The sequence below is a fragment of the Flavobacterium beibuense genome, assembly GCF_004151245.1.
Taxonomy (GTDB): Bacteria; Bacteroidota; Bacteroidia; order Flavobacteriales; family Flavobacteriaceae; genus Flavobacterium; species Flavobacterium beibuense_A.
The window spans coordinates 170,365-185,899 of record NZ_JUIW01000004.1 but is presented as its reverse complement, the minus strand read 5'-3'; the positions used below and the strand labels follow the sequence as shown (position 1 = coordinate 185,899).

Below are 15,535 nucleotides of genomic sequence, written 5' to 3'. Positions count from 1 at the left end.
ATACATGTTCCCTATACACAGAAACAGAAGATTAAGAACAACGGATGCCATGCGAGCATTGGTAAGGGAAACCGTTCTTACACCTAATGATTTTATGTTCCCTATGTTTATTGCTGAAGGCAGTAATGTGGAGGTGCCTATCCCGTCTATGCCGGGTATTTACCGCCGCTCTGTAGATCTTACCGTTAAGGAGGTAAAAGAGCTTTGGGGGTTGGGTGTTAAGGCAGTCAATATTTATGTAAAGGTAGACGATAAGCTTAAAGACAATACAGGAAAAGAAGCGTGGAATCCTAACGGGTTAATGCAGCAGGCCATTAAGGCTATAAAAGATGCCGTTCCGGGAATGGTAGTTATGCCAGATGTGGCACTTGACCCATATTCTATTTACGGTCATGACGGTATTGTTGAAAACGGAGAAATTTTAAACGATGCTACTGTAGATGCCTTAACAAGAATGAGTGTGAGCCATGCCGATGCAGGTGCCGATTTTGTAGCACCAAGTGATATGATGGACGGGCGTGTGCTGGCCATACGTAAAGCGCTTGAGGAGTCAGGGCATCATAATGTAGGTATTATGAGCTATAGCGCTAAATATGCTTCGTCATTCTACGGACCTTTTAGAGATGCGCTGGATTCTGCTCCGGGATTTGGTGATAAGAAAACCTACCAGATGGATTATGCTAACCGTATTGAGGCCATTAAAGAAGCATTACATGATGTGGAAGAAGGTGCCGATATAGTAATGGTAAAACCGGGAATTGCTTATCTAGATATTGTTAGAGAGGTGAAAAATGCGGTTAACGTACCGGTATCGGTATATCATGTTTCGGGAGAGTATGCCATGATTAAGGCAGCTGCCGAAAGAGGCTGGCTGGATCATGACAAGATTATGATAGAGCAGCTGCACTGCATTAAGCGAGCAGGAGCAGATATTATATCTACCTATTTTGCTAAAGAAGCAGCTATACTTTTAAACAAATAAAAACTAATAATGCCCTGTCCTGAAAGACAGGGCATCCCTGTATCCGATGAAAAAAATCGTATTGTTACTACTTGCTGCCTCCCTGTTTTCATGTAAACAGGAAGAGAAGAAAGAATCTTTATATACAACCCCAGCTGCCGATGAAGGTGCAGAGGCTGCCGGAATATCTCAGGACCCGTCGGTTTCTTTAGGGCGTGAAATATTTAATGGTAAAGGTAACTGCTTTTCCTGCCATAAGCCGGAACAAAAAGTTATAGGTCCAAGCATAAAGCAAATTGCCAAAATCTATAAAGATAAAAACGGCGACATGGTACAATTCCTTAAAGGAAAAGGAGAACCTATAGTAGACCCTTCACAATATGAGGTAATGAAGACCAATTTTTACATTACAAGAAACTTTTCGGAAGAGGAACTAAAGGCACTGGAAGACTATATGTACAGCCATTTGGATAAGCGATAACTATTAAGGAGCTACCAGTTTAAATCCTATCCTTGGTATGTTTTCTATACGGATGCTTTCGTCCTCACGGAATATTTTCCTGAGCCTTGATATAAATACATCCATACTTCGTCCCATGAAATAATCGTCGGTTCCCCAAAGGGCCTTAAGCATCATTTCGCGTTTAAGTATGGTATTTTTATTTTCTATAAAAAGCTTTAATAATGCCGATTCTCTTTCGGTAAGCATAGTAGTTTCCCTGCCTTTAGTAAGAGAATAATTGGTAGGGTCAAACACAAAAGAGCCTATTGTATAGGTAACGTTTTTTACTGTTGCCTGTTTTTGGCTGCGTTGCAGGAACACTTCAATTTTAAGAATAAGCTCCTCTATGCTGTAAGGTTTTATAAGGTAATCATCGGCTCCCAGTTTAAGACCTTTAATACGGTCTTCTTTTAGAGTTTTTGCCGAAAGAAAAATAATAGGAATTTCCACATCCAGTTCCCTTATAGCAGTAGCCAGTTCAAAACCATCCATTCCCGGAAGCATAATATCCAGTACGCAAAGGTCAAATCCGTTTTTCTTAAAAGCCTCAAACGCATCTTTACCGTTAGCAAAATGAACTACCTCAAAATGTTGTTCAAGGTTATCGGAAGTAAGGAAGGCAAGAGTGTTATCGTCTTCTACGTATAATATTTTTTTCCTGCTCATTGTATTTGCTTTTTAGGAATAGATATGGTTACGGTAATACCTCTTTCTGGATTATTGGTAATGCTGATTTTCCATTTATGAAGATCACATATTTTTTTTACATAAAACAAACCGATACCAAAGCCTTCTACCTCTTCCCTGTTTTCACGCGGTACACGATAAAAACGGTCAAAAACATAATCAATATGGTCTTTGGGTATCCCCGGCCCGTTATCACTAAAACGTATTTCCAGTTTCTTGTCGGTTTCAACCAGGTTTATATTTACCTTGGTACTTCCGTTAGGGCCATATTTCATGGCGTTTTCCACAATATTAAAGGCTATATTGTAAAAATGGAACTCATCGGCATATAGGTTGAAACTGTCTTTTAAGGAGGTTAGATTAATATTGGCATGGCCGTATTTTAGCAATGCGTTTTCCTTTACCAGTTCAAGAGACTCGACAATGTTGAACTCCTTTTTATGGATTCCTTTATGCATCTCATCCGACTTAGCGACATTTAATATCTTTTCAATATGAAGGTTAAGCTTGTTGCTTTGCTCTATAATGATTTCCAGATATTTGTTCAGCTTAACATTACGTTCTATCTCAGGTTGTTTTGCTGCATAATTAGAGGCGATAAGTATAGAAGACAATGGAGTTTTAAACTCATGTGTCATGTTGTTTATAAAATCCTTTTGCAGCTCGCTGTATTTCTTTTGCTTCAATAAAAGGAATACGGAGTATACATATATAACCAGTACAAGGAACAGTACTCCGGTATATATCCAGTATTGTTGTAAGGAAGAGATGTAGCTGTATTTTAAATCAGGAAAACGTACGGCAAAATAGTATACCAGCCCTTCTTTTTTGGTAAAACAGTTTTCGCATTTCTTTTCGTTCTTTTCTGCCTTCCCGCTAGAGGAAATATATTCACCATATACCATTTCGTCTGAAGCGCAGTCATAAATGGCATACTCATAGTCCATATCCATTTTTACTTTTTGAAACTCCAGGTTTAGGTAGTATTCCAGTATCGGGGCTTCAAAAGCATCGTCTACATTCACTACATAATAATCTTCCGACACCTTTTTAATGGGAGAAGCGGCAGGGAGGTCGCTGTTATTATCGCGGTATATTTTATTTACCACATCCTGCAGGGCAAAATGTATTTTCTCTCCTATTTCCTTTTTTTCAAAGGCATAAGCCTGATTTAACATGAGCAATTGCATGGTGAGCACCCCCACTATGGCAATGAGACCTACTAATACTATTATATTAAGTGTACTGAATTTCAAACCGCATAAATTTCCTGAACCGATATTACTTTAAAAAACACTACTGCACAACACGTTAACATGTTATTAACAAGAGTTTGAAGCTGATTAACAAATATGTGGATATTAGTGGATATATTTGTCATGTTTCAAATAAAAAGACAGTTTAACCAAATTTAAATAATTAGATTATGAAAACATTAAAACTTTCATTATTTGCGGTAGTAGGAGCTTTATTTTTTACTTCTAACGCTGCAAACGCTCAAACTCCTATGTCAAGAAAAGTAGCATCTGCACCTGCAGCTACTGCTACAACTACTGTAGCTGAGGCAAAAAACATGGAGCCTTCTAAAATTACATGGACAGAAGACGTGTTTAACTTTGGTGATGTAGAAAAAGGACACCCTGCATCCCATGAGTTTACATTTAAAAATACTACAGATCAGACTATCTTAATTACAAACGTAAAAGCTTCTTGCGGATGTACAGCTACAAACTATACTAAAACTCCTATCAAACCGGGAGAGATGGGTACTGTAACTGCTACTTACAATGCAGCTAATCCGGGTAACTTTACTAAAACAGTAACTGTTACCACTAATGATAGCGACGTGAAAAAAGTACTTACGATAAAAGGTAAAGTTGTTGCTCCTGAAGTGAAGCAATAATTAGTTTTCATAGCAATTCGATAAGAAAGCCATCAGCATAACTGATGGCTTTTTTGTTTTACAAAATGTAAAGTTTGTTTTACTTATTGAAAAATTTGTTTTACATTTGATTCATAACTTAAAATCAGTCATCATGAAAACGAATTATTTATTTCCTTACCGCCTAAAAAAAGTTAGCGGTATTATTTTTCTGCTTTCTTTTGTTGTTTTGACACTGCTCTATTTTTTAGATGGATTTGAAAGATTTCCAATTAAGGCAAAGGTCTTTGCCATAGTTTCAGATTACGGAATTTTGGGAGAAAGAAAAAGCTTTGGTTTTATAGAAGATTCTGTTACAGATGAAATACTTGTTGTACTTACAATTGTATTTGGTGTAATATTCGCCTTTTCTAAAGAGAAATATGAAGACGAAATGGTAGTCTCTGTAAGGCTTAACAGTTTGGCCTGGGCCACAACAATAAACTATGGGCTTATCATGTTAAGCTATATGTTCATATACGGAATGCCTTTTCTAACAGTAATGAGCGCCATAATGTTCTCCCAGCTTCTTATCTTTATCATCCTGTTTCGTTATAACATTTATAAACTTAATAAAGCAGGAGCAGATGAAGAATAGTATAAAAGTACAACGTGCCATACATAATTTTACCCAGCAGGAGCTTGCCGATAAAATAGGCGTGAGCAGGCAAACCATTAATGCTATGGAAAAAGGTAAATATGTGCCTTCTACGGCTCTGGCATTAAAACTGTCCCAACTTTTTAAGATTAGTGTAAATGATATTTTTGAGTTAGAAGACGGTGATTAAGTCATTACCTTTAAACCACTAAAAATTTTAAGCTATGGCAGAAGTTTATATACAGTCTCCGGTAGGTATTACCCTTATAGAAGGGGATGCCGAAGGCGTATCTAAAATCTCTGTATTAGATGATGATAAGCTTATGCCCTCTCAGGATATTCCCCACGAACTCGAGGATGCGGCTAAACAGCTTAAGGAATATTTTGAGGGAGAGCGAACCGGTTTTGATTTTAAGCTAAATCCGAAGGGAACCGATTTTCAGAAAAAAGTATGGAAAGCCCTGTTGGAAATTCCTTTTGGTAAAACCACTTCCTATCAGGATCTTTCGGTAAAGCTTGGCGATGTAAAAGCAATTCGTGCTGTTGCCGGTGCAAATGGCAAAAACCCATTATGGATAGTGGTGCCATGTCACCGTGTTATAGGCAGTGATGGTTCACTAACTGGCTATGCAGGCGGACTGTGGCGTAAAAAATGGCTTTTGGAACATGAAAACCCGGTAAAGCAACAATCCCTTTTTTAAAAAGTATTTTCCTTCTTAAGGAAATCACAGGTTTGGTTTGGAGGTAATAAAAATTATGTAAATTCGTAATTACACAAACTAAACCAAACCACCATGAAATTCCTTAAGAAGTTTCTTATATTCCTTATAATCAGTATTGCGGTTATAGTGGCTTTACTGTACATATTTAATGTTGACTATCTTTTAAAAGCAGTTAGGGTAGTTTACCTAAACGGTAAAACCACAGCCTTTTTAGATGATTACGAATATTTTGATAACCGCGTGGTAGAAGCCGGTACTGCACAACCATGGGCAACCGATAAAGATTATAATAAAGTGCCTGCAACCCAAAGGCTGGAAGATACCCATAAAACACTGGGAACGGTAGCCTACCTTATTATTAAGAATGACAGCATTTGGCACGAAAGTTATTATGACGGTTATGGGAAAGACTCTAAAACTAACTCTTTCTCTATGGCAAAAAGTATTGTTTCGGCAGCACTTTTTAAAGCTGTTATGGAAGGCAAGGTTAAGAGTCTTGATCAAAAGGTTTCCGATTATTTTCCTGAATATAATGAAGGTTATGCTGCCGAACTTACGGTGGGTGACCTCTCCTCTATGGCAACCGGCTTGGATTGGGGAGAGCAGTACAGCAGTCCGTTTTCAGTAACAACAAGAGCCTATTTTGATGATAACCTAAAGGAAACGGTTTTGGGTGTTAAAGTAGTAAGGGAGCCGGGAAGGGATTTTGAATATGTAAGCGGTGCAACAGAACTGCTTGCCATGGTACTGGAAAAAGCTACCGGAGAACATCTTTCAGATTATGTGTCTGAAAAATTCTGGAAACCTATGGGAGCAGAAAATCCGGCTTTATGGCAACTGGATGAACCTGGAGGTATAGAAAAAGCCTATTGCTGCTTTGCCAGTAATGCCAGGGATTTTGCACGTTTTGGTAAATTGTTTCTGCACGAGGGTAACTGGAACGGAAATCAGATACTGGATAGTACCGCGGTAAAAACCATGGTAAAGCCACGTTTTGATGCATCCCCTGAATATGGTTACGGATGGTGGATTAACCATTATCTTAACAGGAAAATGTATTACATGCGAGGACATTTGGGGCAGTTTGTAATTGTTGTGCCTCAGGATAATGTTATAATAGTTCGTTTGGGGCACACCAAAGGACTACAGACAGATAAGGATCCTCATAGTAACGATTTTTATGTTTATGTAGATGAAGCCTACAAAATGATGGGACTGATAAAAGAGAATGAAGGAGTGGGGAATTTTAAAACATTAACACAAGAGGAAGAAGAGCAACAGGAGAATAAATAGTTTATGATTGAAAGGATAAACCTTGAAAATATACTTTTTTTAGATATAGAAACGGTTCCTGAGCAAAGGCATTTTGGGCTTTTGGATGAGGAAACCCAACAGCTTTTTGAACAAAAGACATTTTATCAGCGAAAGGAAGATTATACTCCTGAGGAGTTTTACGACCGGGCCGGCATTTGGGCCGAGTTTGGTAAGATAATATGCCTTTCGGCAGGATTTTTTACACTTCGCGGAGATATAAGACATTTTAGGGTTACGTCCTTTTTTGGTGAAGAAACCCAAATCTTAAAGGATTTCAGTAACCTGGTCAATAATCATTTTAGCCAGCCACAGCATATTATGTGTGGGCATAATGCAAAGGAATTCGATTTTCCCTTCATAGCCCGAAGGATGATAATAAACAATGTCCCTATCCCTAATAAGCTTAATCTTTTTGGTAAGAAGCCATGGGAAGTCCCACATCTGGATACAATGGAATTGTGGAAGTTTGGCGACTATAAAAGTTTTACTTCGCTAAAGCTGCTTACCAAGATACTGGGTATACCTTCCCCTAAGGGCGATATAGACGGCAGCCAGGTAGCTGAGGTATATTATATTGAAAAGGATATAGACCGTATAGTTACCTATTGCGAAAAGGATGTTATAGCCGTAGCACAGGTGCTGCTTCGTTTTCGCCGTGAAGACCTGTTGATTGAAGAAGAAATAATACACGTGTAGCTTAGCTACTTTTGTTATAGAATAAAAGGGAATAAACCCTTATTTTTACCACATGAGCAATACCCTGTTAAATATAAACCATGTTACCATTTCGGCAAGAAAAGAAGGGAAATGGACATCCATAGTACACGACAGTACTTTTACCCTTCAGGAAAATGAGATACTGGGAATAGTGGGTGAGTCAGGGAGTGGTAAGTCGGTTACTTCACTGGCAGTCATGGGATTGTTGCCAAAAGGGATATTAGAGGTAACATCGGGTACCATAACCTTTAACGGGGATGATATAGCAAAACTCGAGAATAAAAAACTAAGGGAAATAAGGGGTAATGATATTGCCATGATTTTTCAGGAGCCAATGAGTTCCCTTAATCCATCGCTTAAATGTGGCTATCAGGTAGAGGAGATACTAAAAGAGCATACTTCCTTATCCCAAAAAGAAATAAAGGCAACGGTACTTTCCTTATTTGAAAAGGTAAAGCTGCCCAACCCGGAAAAGATATACAACCGTTATCCGCATGAGATATCAGGAGGGCAAAAGCAAAGGGTAATGATTGCTATGGCAATTGCCTGCAAACCCAAAATACTTATTGCCGACGAGCCTACTACAGCGCTCGATGTAACGGTACAAAAAGAGATAATACTATTGCTTAAGGAACTGCAGCAGGAAACAAAAATGAGTATTATTTTTATTTCCCATGACTTGTCGCTGGTTTCCGAAATTGCAAACAGAGTACTGGTAATGTACCAAGGGAACATAGTAGAGCAGGGTAATGCTGAAGAGATTTTTCATAATCCTGAGCATACCTATACTAAAGCCCTTATCAATTCGAGGCCATCCCTTGATGTTCGTTTAAAGCGATTGCCTACTATTCAGGATTACCTTGAAAACACGGTTGATAAAACGGAAGTGACCCCGCAACAACGTAAAAAAGAACATGAAGTATTATATAGTCAGCCTCCTTTGCTCGAAGTTATTAATGTAGAAAAGGAATATGTTTCTTCGGCTGGTTTGTTTGGCAGGGATGTAAAATTTAAAGCAGTGAACGATGTAAGCTTTAAGATTTATGAAGGAGAAACACTTGGCCTTGTAGGCGAGTCTGGCTGTGGTAAGTCTACCTTAGGTAATGCCATATTACAACTGGATAAGGCAACAGCAGGTAACATATTATATAGAGGAACCGACCTCACAAAACTATCTGCAAAAGAGATTAGAACACTGCGAAAAGAAATACAGATTATTTTTCAGGATCCTTATTCATCCCTTAACCCAAGGATAACTGTGGGAAAAGCTATAATGGAACCGATGAAGGTACATGGCCTGTATAAGAATGATAAGGAACGAAAGGAAAAAACTATTGAAATACTAAACCGTGTAGGTTTAGGCGAAGAACATTTTAACCGATACCCGCATGAATTTTCGGGAGGGCAGCGTCAGCGTGTGGGAATAGCCCGTACTATTGCCCTGCAGCCTAAGCTTATAGTTTGCGATGAATCAGTTTCTGCATTAGATATTTCGGTACAGGCACAGGTACTCAACCTGCTTAATGAATTAAAGGAGAACTTTGGTTTTACCTATATTTTCATTTCGCACGACCTTGCCGTAGTAAAATATATGAGTGACCAGGTATTGGTAATGAATAAAGGACAGATTGAAGAAATGAATGAGGCAGATGCCCTTTATGAGCATCCGCAAAAGGAGTATACCAAAAAATTAATTGAAGCGATACCTAAAGGAGAATAAGATGACAGAGACATTTGACAGGAAAAAACACTGGGAAAATATATATACCACAAAACAGTTAAATGAGGTAAGCTGGTATCAGCCACAGCCGGTAACTGCCATCAGGTTTGTTGAGAAATTCAACCTGCCAAAAAAGGCTAAAATAATTGATATAGGTGGAGGGGACAGCTTTTTTGCCGACTGGCTTCTGGAAAACGGATATAGCGATGTTACGATTCTTGATGTATCTGAAGCAGCACTGGAAAGGGCAAAAAAACGACTGGGTGATAATGCTGGTAAAGTAAAATGGATTGTAGCCGACGCATCAAATTTTGTAGCAGGAGAAAAGTATGATTTTTGGTACGACCGTGCAGCCTTTCATTTTTTAACGGAAGCAGATGAGGTTGCTAATTATATTAGCAATGCTACGGCTGCAATAGCAGATAATGGTATTGCCGTTATAGGAACATTTTCAGAAAACGGACCGCTAAAATGCAGTGGTATTCCTATCAGGCAATATTCACAAGGGGAACTTGCAACTCAGTTTGAAAACTCATTTGAAAAGATAGAGTGTTTTAATGAAAACCATAAAACACCTTTTGATACGGTACAGAATTTTACTTTCTGTAGTTTCAGGAAGAAATAAAAAGCGAAGCATTTAGCTTCGCTTTTTGTTTGTTTAATCAATTACCATTTCAGGAATATCGCCTTCTACGATAAGGTTTCCTTCGGTAGCATTTTTAATATCTTCAACTGTTACTCCCGGAGCACGCTCTAAAAGCTTAAAGCCTTCCGGTACTATTTCAAGAACAGCAAGCTCAGTAACAATTTTCTTAACGCAGCCTACACCTGTTAAAGGCAGGGAACAGCGTTTTAAAAGTTTAGATTCGCCGGCTTTGTTTACATGCATCATGGCTACGATGATATTCTCGGCAGAAGCTACAAGATCCATAGCACCACCCATACCTTTTACCATTTTACCCGGAATTTTCCAGTTAGCGATGTCGCCATTTTCGGCCACTTCCATAGCCCCTAAAATAGTAAGGTCTACGTGCTGGCCGCGAATCATACCAAAACTCATGGCAGAATCAAAAAATGAAGCACCCGGTAATGTTGTTATGGTTTGTTTACCTGCGTTGATTACATCAGCATCCTCTTCACCTTCAAAAGGGAAAGGCCCCATACCAAGCACACCATTCTCACTTTGGAACTCAACTGATATATCTTCTCTAACATAATTGGCAACTAGGGTAGGGATACCAATACCAAGGTTAACAAAATATCCGTCTTTAACTTCTTTTGCTATTCTTTTAGCGATTTGCTCTTTACCTAATGCCATAATTAATTACGTTTTCTGGTTGTACGTTGCTCAATTCTCTTCTCATATTTCTCGCCCTGGAAAATACGCTTTACAAATATCCCCGGAATATGTATCTGGTTAGGGTCAAGGGTTCCTGCAGGAACAAGTTCTTCCACTTCGGCAATAGTAATTTTTGCAGCACCTGCCATACATGAGTTAAAGTTTCTGGAAGTACCCTTAAATATAAGGTTACCCGCTTCGTCACCTTTCCATGCCTTTACAATGGCAAAGTCGGCTTTAAAAGCCTCCTCAAGTATGTGCATTTTTCCGTTAAACTCTCTTGCTTCTTTACCTTCAGCAACTTCGGTACCATATCCTGCCGGAGTATAGAAAGCAGGAATACCTGCCTGAGCAGCACGGCATTTTTCAGCCAGTGTACCCTGAGGAGTAAGCTCAACCTCAAGCTCACCGCTTAACATCTGTCTTTCAAATTCGGCATTTTCACCTACATAAGAAGAGATCATTTTCTTGATCTGTTTCTTTTGTAATAGCAGGCCAAGGCCAAAATCGTCCACACCTGCATTATTAGAAATACAGGTTAAGTTTGTAGTGCCTTTTTTTACCAGTTCGGCTATACTGTTTTCAGGAATACCGCAAAGGCCAAATCCGCCCAGCATTATGGTCATTCCGTCATTTATATCGCGTAATGCTTCCTCTACGTTTTGTACTTTTTTATTAATCATACAATGTATTTTAATTTTGAGGGATAAATATATAAAAAAACGCCCTTTTAACGGGCGTTTTTTAACTTTTTAAAGAGTTGCTTTTTTTTATGAATCTAGCTAGTTATAAATTGTTCTAAAGATTCTTCTTTAGTATCTGTTGAATCGATAACTGTTTCTTTATGATCGTCGCAATCTAAATCTATTGAAAGATTTTCAGGCCTTTCAAATTCTTTTTTAGATACTTTTAGTTTTTCATCATTATAGCATTTCCTCATGTATATTGCCCATATAGGTAATGCCATGGTAGCTCCCTGTCCGTAAGCAATTCCCCTAAAGTGGGCTGCACGGTCTTCATTACCTACCCAAACACCTGTCGCAAGATCCGGAACCATACCTATAAACCAACCGTCTGACTGGTTTTGCGTAGTACCCGTTTTACCGGCAATAGGGTTAGTAAACTGATACGGATGTCCTGTTACACGCTTGTAAACTTCACTATTGCTTTTACCATAACGTAACCTTCCGCCCGAACCACTTCTGGTAACACCTTCAAGCAGTTTTATAACAGTGTAGGCAATATCCTTGCTCATTACTTCTACCGGTTTTGCTACCGGCTGGTAAAGTACCACTCCGTTTTTATCTTCAATACGTGTAATAACCATAGGTTTCATGTACAGTCCTTTGTTGGCAAAGGTACTATAGGCAGCAACCATTTCGCTAACGGTAACATCTACTGCTCCAAGTGCAATAGCAGGTTGTTCCGGTATTTTAGAGCTTATTCCCAGTTTGTGAGTTAAATCCACCACTGTTTTTGGACCTACACGGTCCATCAGTTTTGCCGACGCCGTATTTACCGAGTTAGCCAATGCCTCACTGTAAGGTATCATACCCCTAAATTTACCGTCAGAGTTTCTTGGTGTCCAGTCGGCTTCAATACCATAGCGGCCTCTGGGCATGGTAAACGGAGAGTCGTTTATAGAGTCGCAAGGCCTTATGTGTAGCTGCTCTATCGCCGTAGCATATACAAATGGCTTAAAGGTAGAACCTACCTGTCTTGCTCCCTGTGCTACGTGGTCGTACTGGAAGTATTTATAGTCTATGCCACCCACCCAGGCCATAACATGCCCTGTTTCCGGCCTCATAGACATCATACCTGTTTGCAGGAAGTTTTTGTAATATCTTATAGAGTCCATAGGACTCATAATAGTATCTTTTTCTCCCTTCCAGGTAAAGATTCTCATTTTGGTTTTTACGTTAAACGATTTTTTGATGTCGGCTTCGCTCTTGCCTTCATCTTTCATCATACGCCACCTGTCCGAATTTTTCATGGCCCTTTCCATAATCCTGTCTGTCTCCTCTTTAGAGATGTTTATAAAAGGAGCGTTTTTGTTTTTCTTCTGGTCGATAAAAAACTGTTCCTGCAGGTTAGAAAGGTGATCGTGTACTGCCTCCTCAGCATACTTTTGCATGCGGGAGTCTATAGTAACATATATTTTTAAACCGTCTCGGTAAATATCATAAGTACTTCCGTCTTCTTTCGGGTTATCCTTAACCCATTTACCCATAAACTCTCTTAGGTATTCACGGAAGTAGGTAGCAACACCCTCTTTGTGCGATTCCGGAGAGTAGTGCATCTCAAGATCCTTTTTTTGCAATGCAATTTTTTCCTCTTCGGTTATGAAGTCGTTTTTCTCCATTTGACGGAAAACCACATTACGCCTTTCCTTAGAGTTATTAGGGTGGGATTTTGGGTTGTATAGCGAAGGGTTTTTAAGCATCCCTACAATTACAGCCGCTTCTTCGGTAGTAAGGTTTTTAGGCTCTTTACCAAAATATACTTTTGCTGCCGAACGTATACCCACAGCATTATGCGTAAAGTCTACCGTGTTAAGGTACATGGCAATAATCTCGTCTTTAGTATACTGCCTTTCCAAACGGGTAGCGATTACATACTCCTTAGCTTTTTGAATAACCCTCATCACAAGGTTTTTAGAACCCTCACCGTGGAAAAGGTTTTTTGCAAGCTGCTGGGTAATGGTACTCGCACCACCGCCTTTACCTAAGGTAAGCAGGGCTCTTAGTGTACCTCTTGCATCTACTCCCGAGTGCTCGTAGTAACGCTCGTCCTCTGTAGCAACAAGTGCTTTTACAAGATTATCAGGAAGATCGGCAAATTTAACCGGAGTACGGTTTTGCAGATAGAACTTACCTAATGTTTCGCCGTCTGAAGAAATGATTTCTGTAGCAACGTTAGATTCCGGATTTTCCAGTTCTTCAAACGTAGGCATGTGGCCAAAAAAGCCCCATGAAGCAAAAAGGAAAAACAATACAGCCAGTACAACCATACCAACGTATATTTTCCAGAAAGCCTTTATGTATTTAGAGAAATTTTCCTCTTGCTTGTTATTTGCAGCACTCTTTTTGTTTGTTGCCATAAATATTTTTTTATTCTTTAGATTCTACAGATTCTATCCTGAAGCCTACTTCGGTCACACCGTCAAGCTCTTCTACGCCCGGGATGTCCCCTACTTTTCTTACGGCCTGCTGTATGCTAACCTTATAATTGCCCGGTTTAGGGAAACGTTCTTTTTCTTTGTACCAAAGCTTACTTTCTTTTACATCAGAAAAACCTTTTCCTAAAAGCGAGCCGTCAGGATTTGCCATCATATATTCCAGTGTATCGGTAATAGTAACACCATTTGGCTGTTGCATGTTTACGATAAGGAATATATTATTAAACGGGTAATCGTTGTTGTTTCTTATGTTAAGAAACATATTGTAAGGAGTAACAGTATCGTTTTGTTCAAACTGAAACGAAACAATACTGTCCTTATTCCATGTGCCCTTAATGGGTTTGTAGTCGTCAAAAACCCTTTTCTTATCGCACGAAGCGGTAAGGAAAAGCAATCCTATGGCTAAAAGGCTATTTCTGATTAGCATTTTTGTCGTTTGATTGTTGTTTATTATTGTTGTTGTTTGGCTTTTTATTATTGTTATTAGGCCTTTTGTTTTTATTACCCTGGCCGCCCTGTTTGTTAGGGTTGTTGCCGTTGTTATTATTTGCAGGCCTGTTGTTATTGTTAGCCTGTTTGTTTTTGTTAGCCTGTGCAGGCTTTGCCTCATTAGTGGCAGCTGCAGCAGTTTCAGGCTTTTTATTTTTAACCGGCCTTTTCTTTTTCTTCTTAGGCTTGTCAAAACGTGTAAGGCTGTCCTGGCCTACAACATTCTGGAAGTTTTTCTCGATAGTGTCCTCTTCCGCAACGGTAGGGTCTATTGCATATTCTTCCAGCGACGGAATACGCTTTTTCTCTTTATTAAGCGCCACTATTTCCTTTACATGGTCGGCACTGATAACGTGCCAGTGTGCCATATTATCAAAATAGGCAAACCACATAAGCCCTTTAAAGATATCTACCTTTTGGCAAACGGCGTCACCCTTTTCGGTATAAACCTTAGTATCCAGATCCGGAAGGTCTTTTAACGCATCCAGATAAGTGTCCAGCTCATAGTTAAGGCAGCATTTAAGCTTACCGCACTGCCCTGCAAGTTTTTGCGGGTTAAGCGAAAGCTGTTGGTAACGTGCCGCAGCGGTATTAACGCTCCTAAAATCGGTTAGCCATGTAGAGCAGCAAAGCTCCCTTCCGCACGAACCGATACCTCCAAGCCTTGAAGCTTCCTGACGGAAACCTACCTGTTTCATCTCGATCCTGATGCTGAACTCACGCGCATAATCCTTAATAAGCTGACGGAAATCCACACGGTCGTTTGCCGTATAGTAGAACGTAGCCTTAGAAGCATCTCCCTGAAACTCGATATCCGATATCTTCATCTCAAGGTTAAGCTTAATAGCCAGCTCACGTGCAATAACCTTCATAGGCTCTTCCCTGTTACGGGCTTCGCTCCATATGTCAATATCCTTTTGCGTAGCCTTCCTGTATATTTTAGGAACCTCTCCAAACGGATCAGCATTCTTTTTTTTCATCTGTACCTTAACCAGTTCTCCGGTTAGGGTTACAATTCCTATATCGTGGCCCGGCGAAGCTTCTGTTGCAACTATATCGCCTATGCTTAGTGTAAGTTTTTCGGTATTTCTGTAGAACTCTTTCCTTCCGTTTTTAAAGCGAATCTCCACACAATTAAACGTCTCTTCTCCGCCCGGTAAGCTCATATTAGAGAGCCAGTCAAAAACAGTAAGTTTATTACAACTGTCCGTTCCGCAAGTGCCATTATTTTTACATCCTCTCGGCGTTCCGTCTTTAGAACCCGTAGAACAGTTTGTACATGCCATAATTTTAAATATATATAGATCGCGGTTAATCCCGCTACTGATTCTTAAACGATTTTGTGTGTAAAGATAGTGTTTTTAAGCTAATATTATGTGAATGCCAA

The 15,535-nt window shown here is 39.4% G+C and carries 17 protein-coding genes; 10 read left to right on the top strand and 7 right to left on the bottom strand.

Annotated features, from left to right (window positions below):
- Positions 1-4 precede the first annotated feature (4 nt).
- The gene (hemB, locus tag NU09_RS06725; RefSeq protein WP_129750508.1) at positions 5-982 is read left to right on the top strand and encodes a porphobilinogen synthase; all 978 of its coding nucleotides are present in this window, start codon (positions 5-7) and stop codon (positions 980-982) included.
- A 46-nt stretch (positions 983-1,028) separates the two neighbouring features.
- Positions 1,029-1,442, top strand: a complete 414-nt coding sequence (locus NU09_RS06720; protein ID WP_129750507.1) for a c-type cytochrome — start codon at positions 1,029-1,031, stop codon at positions 1,440-1,442.
- A 3-nt stretch (positions 1,443-1,445) separates the two neighbouring features.
- Here the strand turns inward: NU09_RS06720 and NU09_RS06715 are convergent, their stop codons facing one another.
- On the bottom strand, positions 1,446-2,129 hold the full coding sequence (locus NU09_RS06715; protein ID WP_129750506.1) for a response regulator transcription factor: 684 nt from the start codon (positions 2,127-2,129) through the stop codon (positions 1,446-1,448).
- The gene (locus tag NU09_RS06710; protein WP_129750505.1) at positions 2,126-3,406 is read right to left on the bottom strand and encodes a sensor histidine kinase; all 1,281 of its coding nucleotides are present in this window, start codon (positions 3,404-3,406) and stop codon (positions 2,126-2,128) included. The genes NU09_RS06715 and NU09_RS06710 overlap by 4 nt, the downstream gene beginning before the upstream one ends.
- A 170-nt stretch (positions 3,407-3,576) precedes the next feature.
- Between NU09_RS06710 and NU09_RS06705 the strand changes: the two genes are divergently transcribed.
- The 8 genes from NU09_RS06705 (at position 3,577) to NU09_RS06670 (ending at position 9,767) form a co-directional block, all read left to right on the top strand.
- A complete protein-coding gene (locus NU09_RS06705; RefSeq protein WP_129750504.1) occupies positions 3,577-4,053 on the top strand; it encodes a DUF1573 domain-containing protein in 477 nt (158 codons plus the stop codon).
- Between the two features lie 133 nt (positions 4,054-4,186).
- On the top strand, positions 4,187-4,669 hold the full coding sequence (locus tag NU09_RS06700; protein ID WP_129750503.1) for a hypothetical protein: 483 nt from the start codon (positions 4,187-4,189) through the stop codon (positions 4,667-4,669).
- Positions 4,659-4,859 carry a helix-turn-helix transcriptional regulator gene (locus NU09_RS06695; RefSeq protein ID WP_129750502.1) on the top strand — a complete coding sequence of 67 codons (201 nt, stop codon included), beginning with the start codon at positions 4,659-4,661 and terminating at the stop codon, positions 4,857-4,859. Before NU09_RS06700 ends, NU09_RS06695 begins: the two co-directional genes overlap by 11 nt.
- Positions 4,860-4,893: 34 nt before the next feature.
- On the top strand, positions 4,894-5,370 hold the full coding sequence (locus tag NU09_RS06690; RefSeq protein ID WP_129750501.1) for a methylated-DNA--[protein]-cysteine S-methyltransferase: 477 nt from the start codon (positions 4,894-4,896) through the stop codon (positions 5,368-5,370).
- A gap of 93 nt (positions 5,371-5,463) precedes the next feature.
- Entirely contained in the window at positions 5,464-6,684 is a 1,221-nt protein-coding gene (locus tag NU09_RS06685) for a serine hydrolase domain-containing protein (RefSeq protein ID WP_129750500.1), read from the top strand.
- 3 nt (positions 6,685-6,687) lie between these two features.
- A complete protein-coding gene (locus NU09_RS06680; RefSeq protein ID WP_129750499.1) occupies positions 6,688-7,401 on the top strand; it encodes a 3'-5' exonuclease in 714 nt (237 codons plus the stop codon).
- 52 nt (positions 7,402-7,453) lie between these two features.
- Entirely contained in the window at positions 7,454-9,142 is a 1,689-nt protein-coding gene (locus tag NU09_RS06675; RefSeq protein WP_129750498.1) for an ABC transporter ATP-binding protein, read from the top strand.
- A gap of 1 nt (position 9,143) precedes the next feature.
- Positions 9,144-9,767, top strand: coding sequence for a class I SAM-dependent methyltransferase (locus NU09_RS06670; RefSeq protein WP_129750497.1), 624 nt, complete (start codon positions 9,144-9,146; stop codon positions 9,765-9,767).
- Between the two features lie 33 nt (positions 9,768-9,800).
- Here the strand turns inward: NU09_RS06670 and NU09_RS06665 are convergent, their stop codons facing one another.
- From NU09_RS06665 to NU09_RS06645, 5 genes are all read right to left on the bottom strand, one after another.
- Entirely contained in the window at positions 9,801-10,460 is a 660-nt protein-coding gene (locus tag NU09_RS06665; protein ID WP_129750496.1) for a CoA transferase subunit B, read from the bottom strand.
- 2 nt (positions 10,461-10,462) lie between these two features.
- Positions 10,463-11,164 (bottom strand): CoA transferase subunit A, encoded by a 702-nt coding sequence (locus NU09_RS06660; protein ID WP_129750495.1) that lies wholly within the window; start codon positions 11,162-11,164, stop codon positions 10,463-10,465.
- 95 nt (positions 11,165-11,259) lie between these two features.
- Positions 11,260-13,581: a penicillin-binding protein 1A gene (locus tag NU09_RS06655; protein WP_129750494.1), complete on the bottom strand. Its 2,322-nt coding sequence runs from the start codon at positions 13,579-13,581 to the stop codon at positions 11,260-11,262.
- A gap of 10 nt (positions 13,582-13,591) precedes the next feature.
- Entirely contained in the window at positions 13,592-14,086 is a 495-nt protein-coding gene (locus NU09_RS06650; protein ID WP_129750493.1) for a gliding motility lipoprotein GldH, read from the bottom strand.
- Complete coding sequence (locus tag NU09_RS06645) at positions 14,070-15,434, bottom strand: stage 0 sporulation family protein (protein WP_129750492.1); 1,365 nt, start codon at positions 15,432-15,434, stop codon at positions 14,070-14,072. Before NU09_RS06645 ends, NU09_RS06650 begins: the two co-directional genes overlap by 17 nt.
- Positions 15,435-15,535 lie beyond the last annotated feature (101 nt).

Coding starts and splice junctions, on each gene's coding strand:
- NU09_RS06670 (WP_129750497.1), top strand. CDS start 9,144: ATGACAGAGACATTTGACAGGAAAAAACACTGGGAAAATATATATACC.
- NU09_RS06715 (WP_129750506.1), bottom strand. CDS start 2,129: ATGAGCAGGAAAAAAATATTATACGTAGAAGACGATAACACTCTTGCC.
- NU09_RS06705 (WP_129750504.1), top strand. CDS start 3,577: ATGAAAACATTAAAACTTTCATTATTTGCGGTAGTAGGAGCTTTATTT.
- NU09_RS06660 (WP_129750495.1), bottom strand. CDS start 11,164: ATGATTAATAAAAAAGTACAAAACGTAGAGGAAGCATTACGCGATATA.
- NU09_RS06690 (WP_129750501.1), top strand. CDS start 4,894: ATGGCAGAAGTTTATATACAGTCTCCGGTAGGTATTACCCTTATAGAA.
- NU09_RS06700 (WP_129750503.1), top strand. CDS start 4,187: ATGAAAACGAATTATTTATTTCCTTACCGCCTAAAAAAAGTTAGCGGT.
- NU09_RS06675 (WP_129750498.1), top strand. CDS start 7,454: ATGAGCAATACCCTGTTAAATATAAACCATGTTACCATTTCGGCAAGA.
- NU09_RS06720 (WP_129750507.1), top strand. CDS start 1,029: ATGAAAAAAATCGTATTGTTACTACTTGCTGCCTCCCTGTTTTCATGT.
- NU09_RS06685 (WP_129750500.1), top strand. CDS start 5,464: ATGAAATTCCTTAAGAAGTTTCTTATATTCCTTATAATCAGTATTGCG.
- NU09_RS06645 (WP_129750492.1), bottom strand. CDS start 15,434: ATGGCATGTACAAACTGTTCTACGGGTTCTAAAGACGGAACGCCGAGA.
- NU09_RS06695 (WP_129750502.1), top strand. CDS start 4,659: ATGAAGAATAGTATAAAAGTACAACGTGCCATACATAATTTTACCCAG.
- NU09_RS06680 (WP_129750499.1), top strand. CDS start 6,688: ATGATTGAAAGGATAAACCTTGAAAATATACTTTTTTTAGATATAGAA.
- NU09_RS06655 (WP_129750494.1), bottom strand. CDS start 13,581: ATGGCAACAAACAAAAAGAGTGCTGCAAATAACAAGCAAGAGGAAAAT.
- hemB (WP_129750508.1), top strand. CDS start 5: ATGTTCCCTATACACAGAAACAGAAGATTAAGAACAACGGATGCCATG.
- NU09_RS06650 (WP_129750493.1), bottom strand. CDS start 14,086: ATGCTAATCAGAAATAGCCTTTTAGCCATAGGATTGCTTTTCCTTACC.
- NU09_RS06665 (WP_129750496.1), bottom strand. CDS start 10,460: ATGGCATTAGGTAAAGAGCAAATCGCTAAAAGAATAGCAAAAGAAGTT.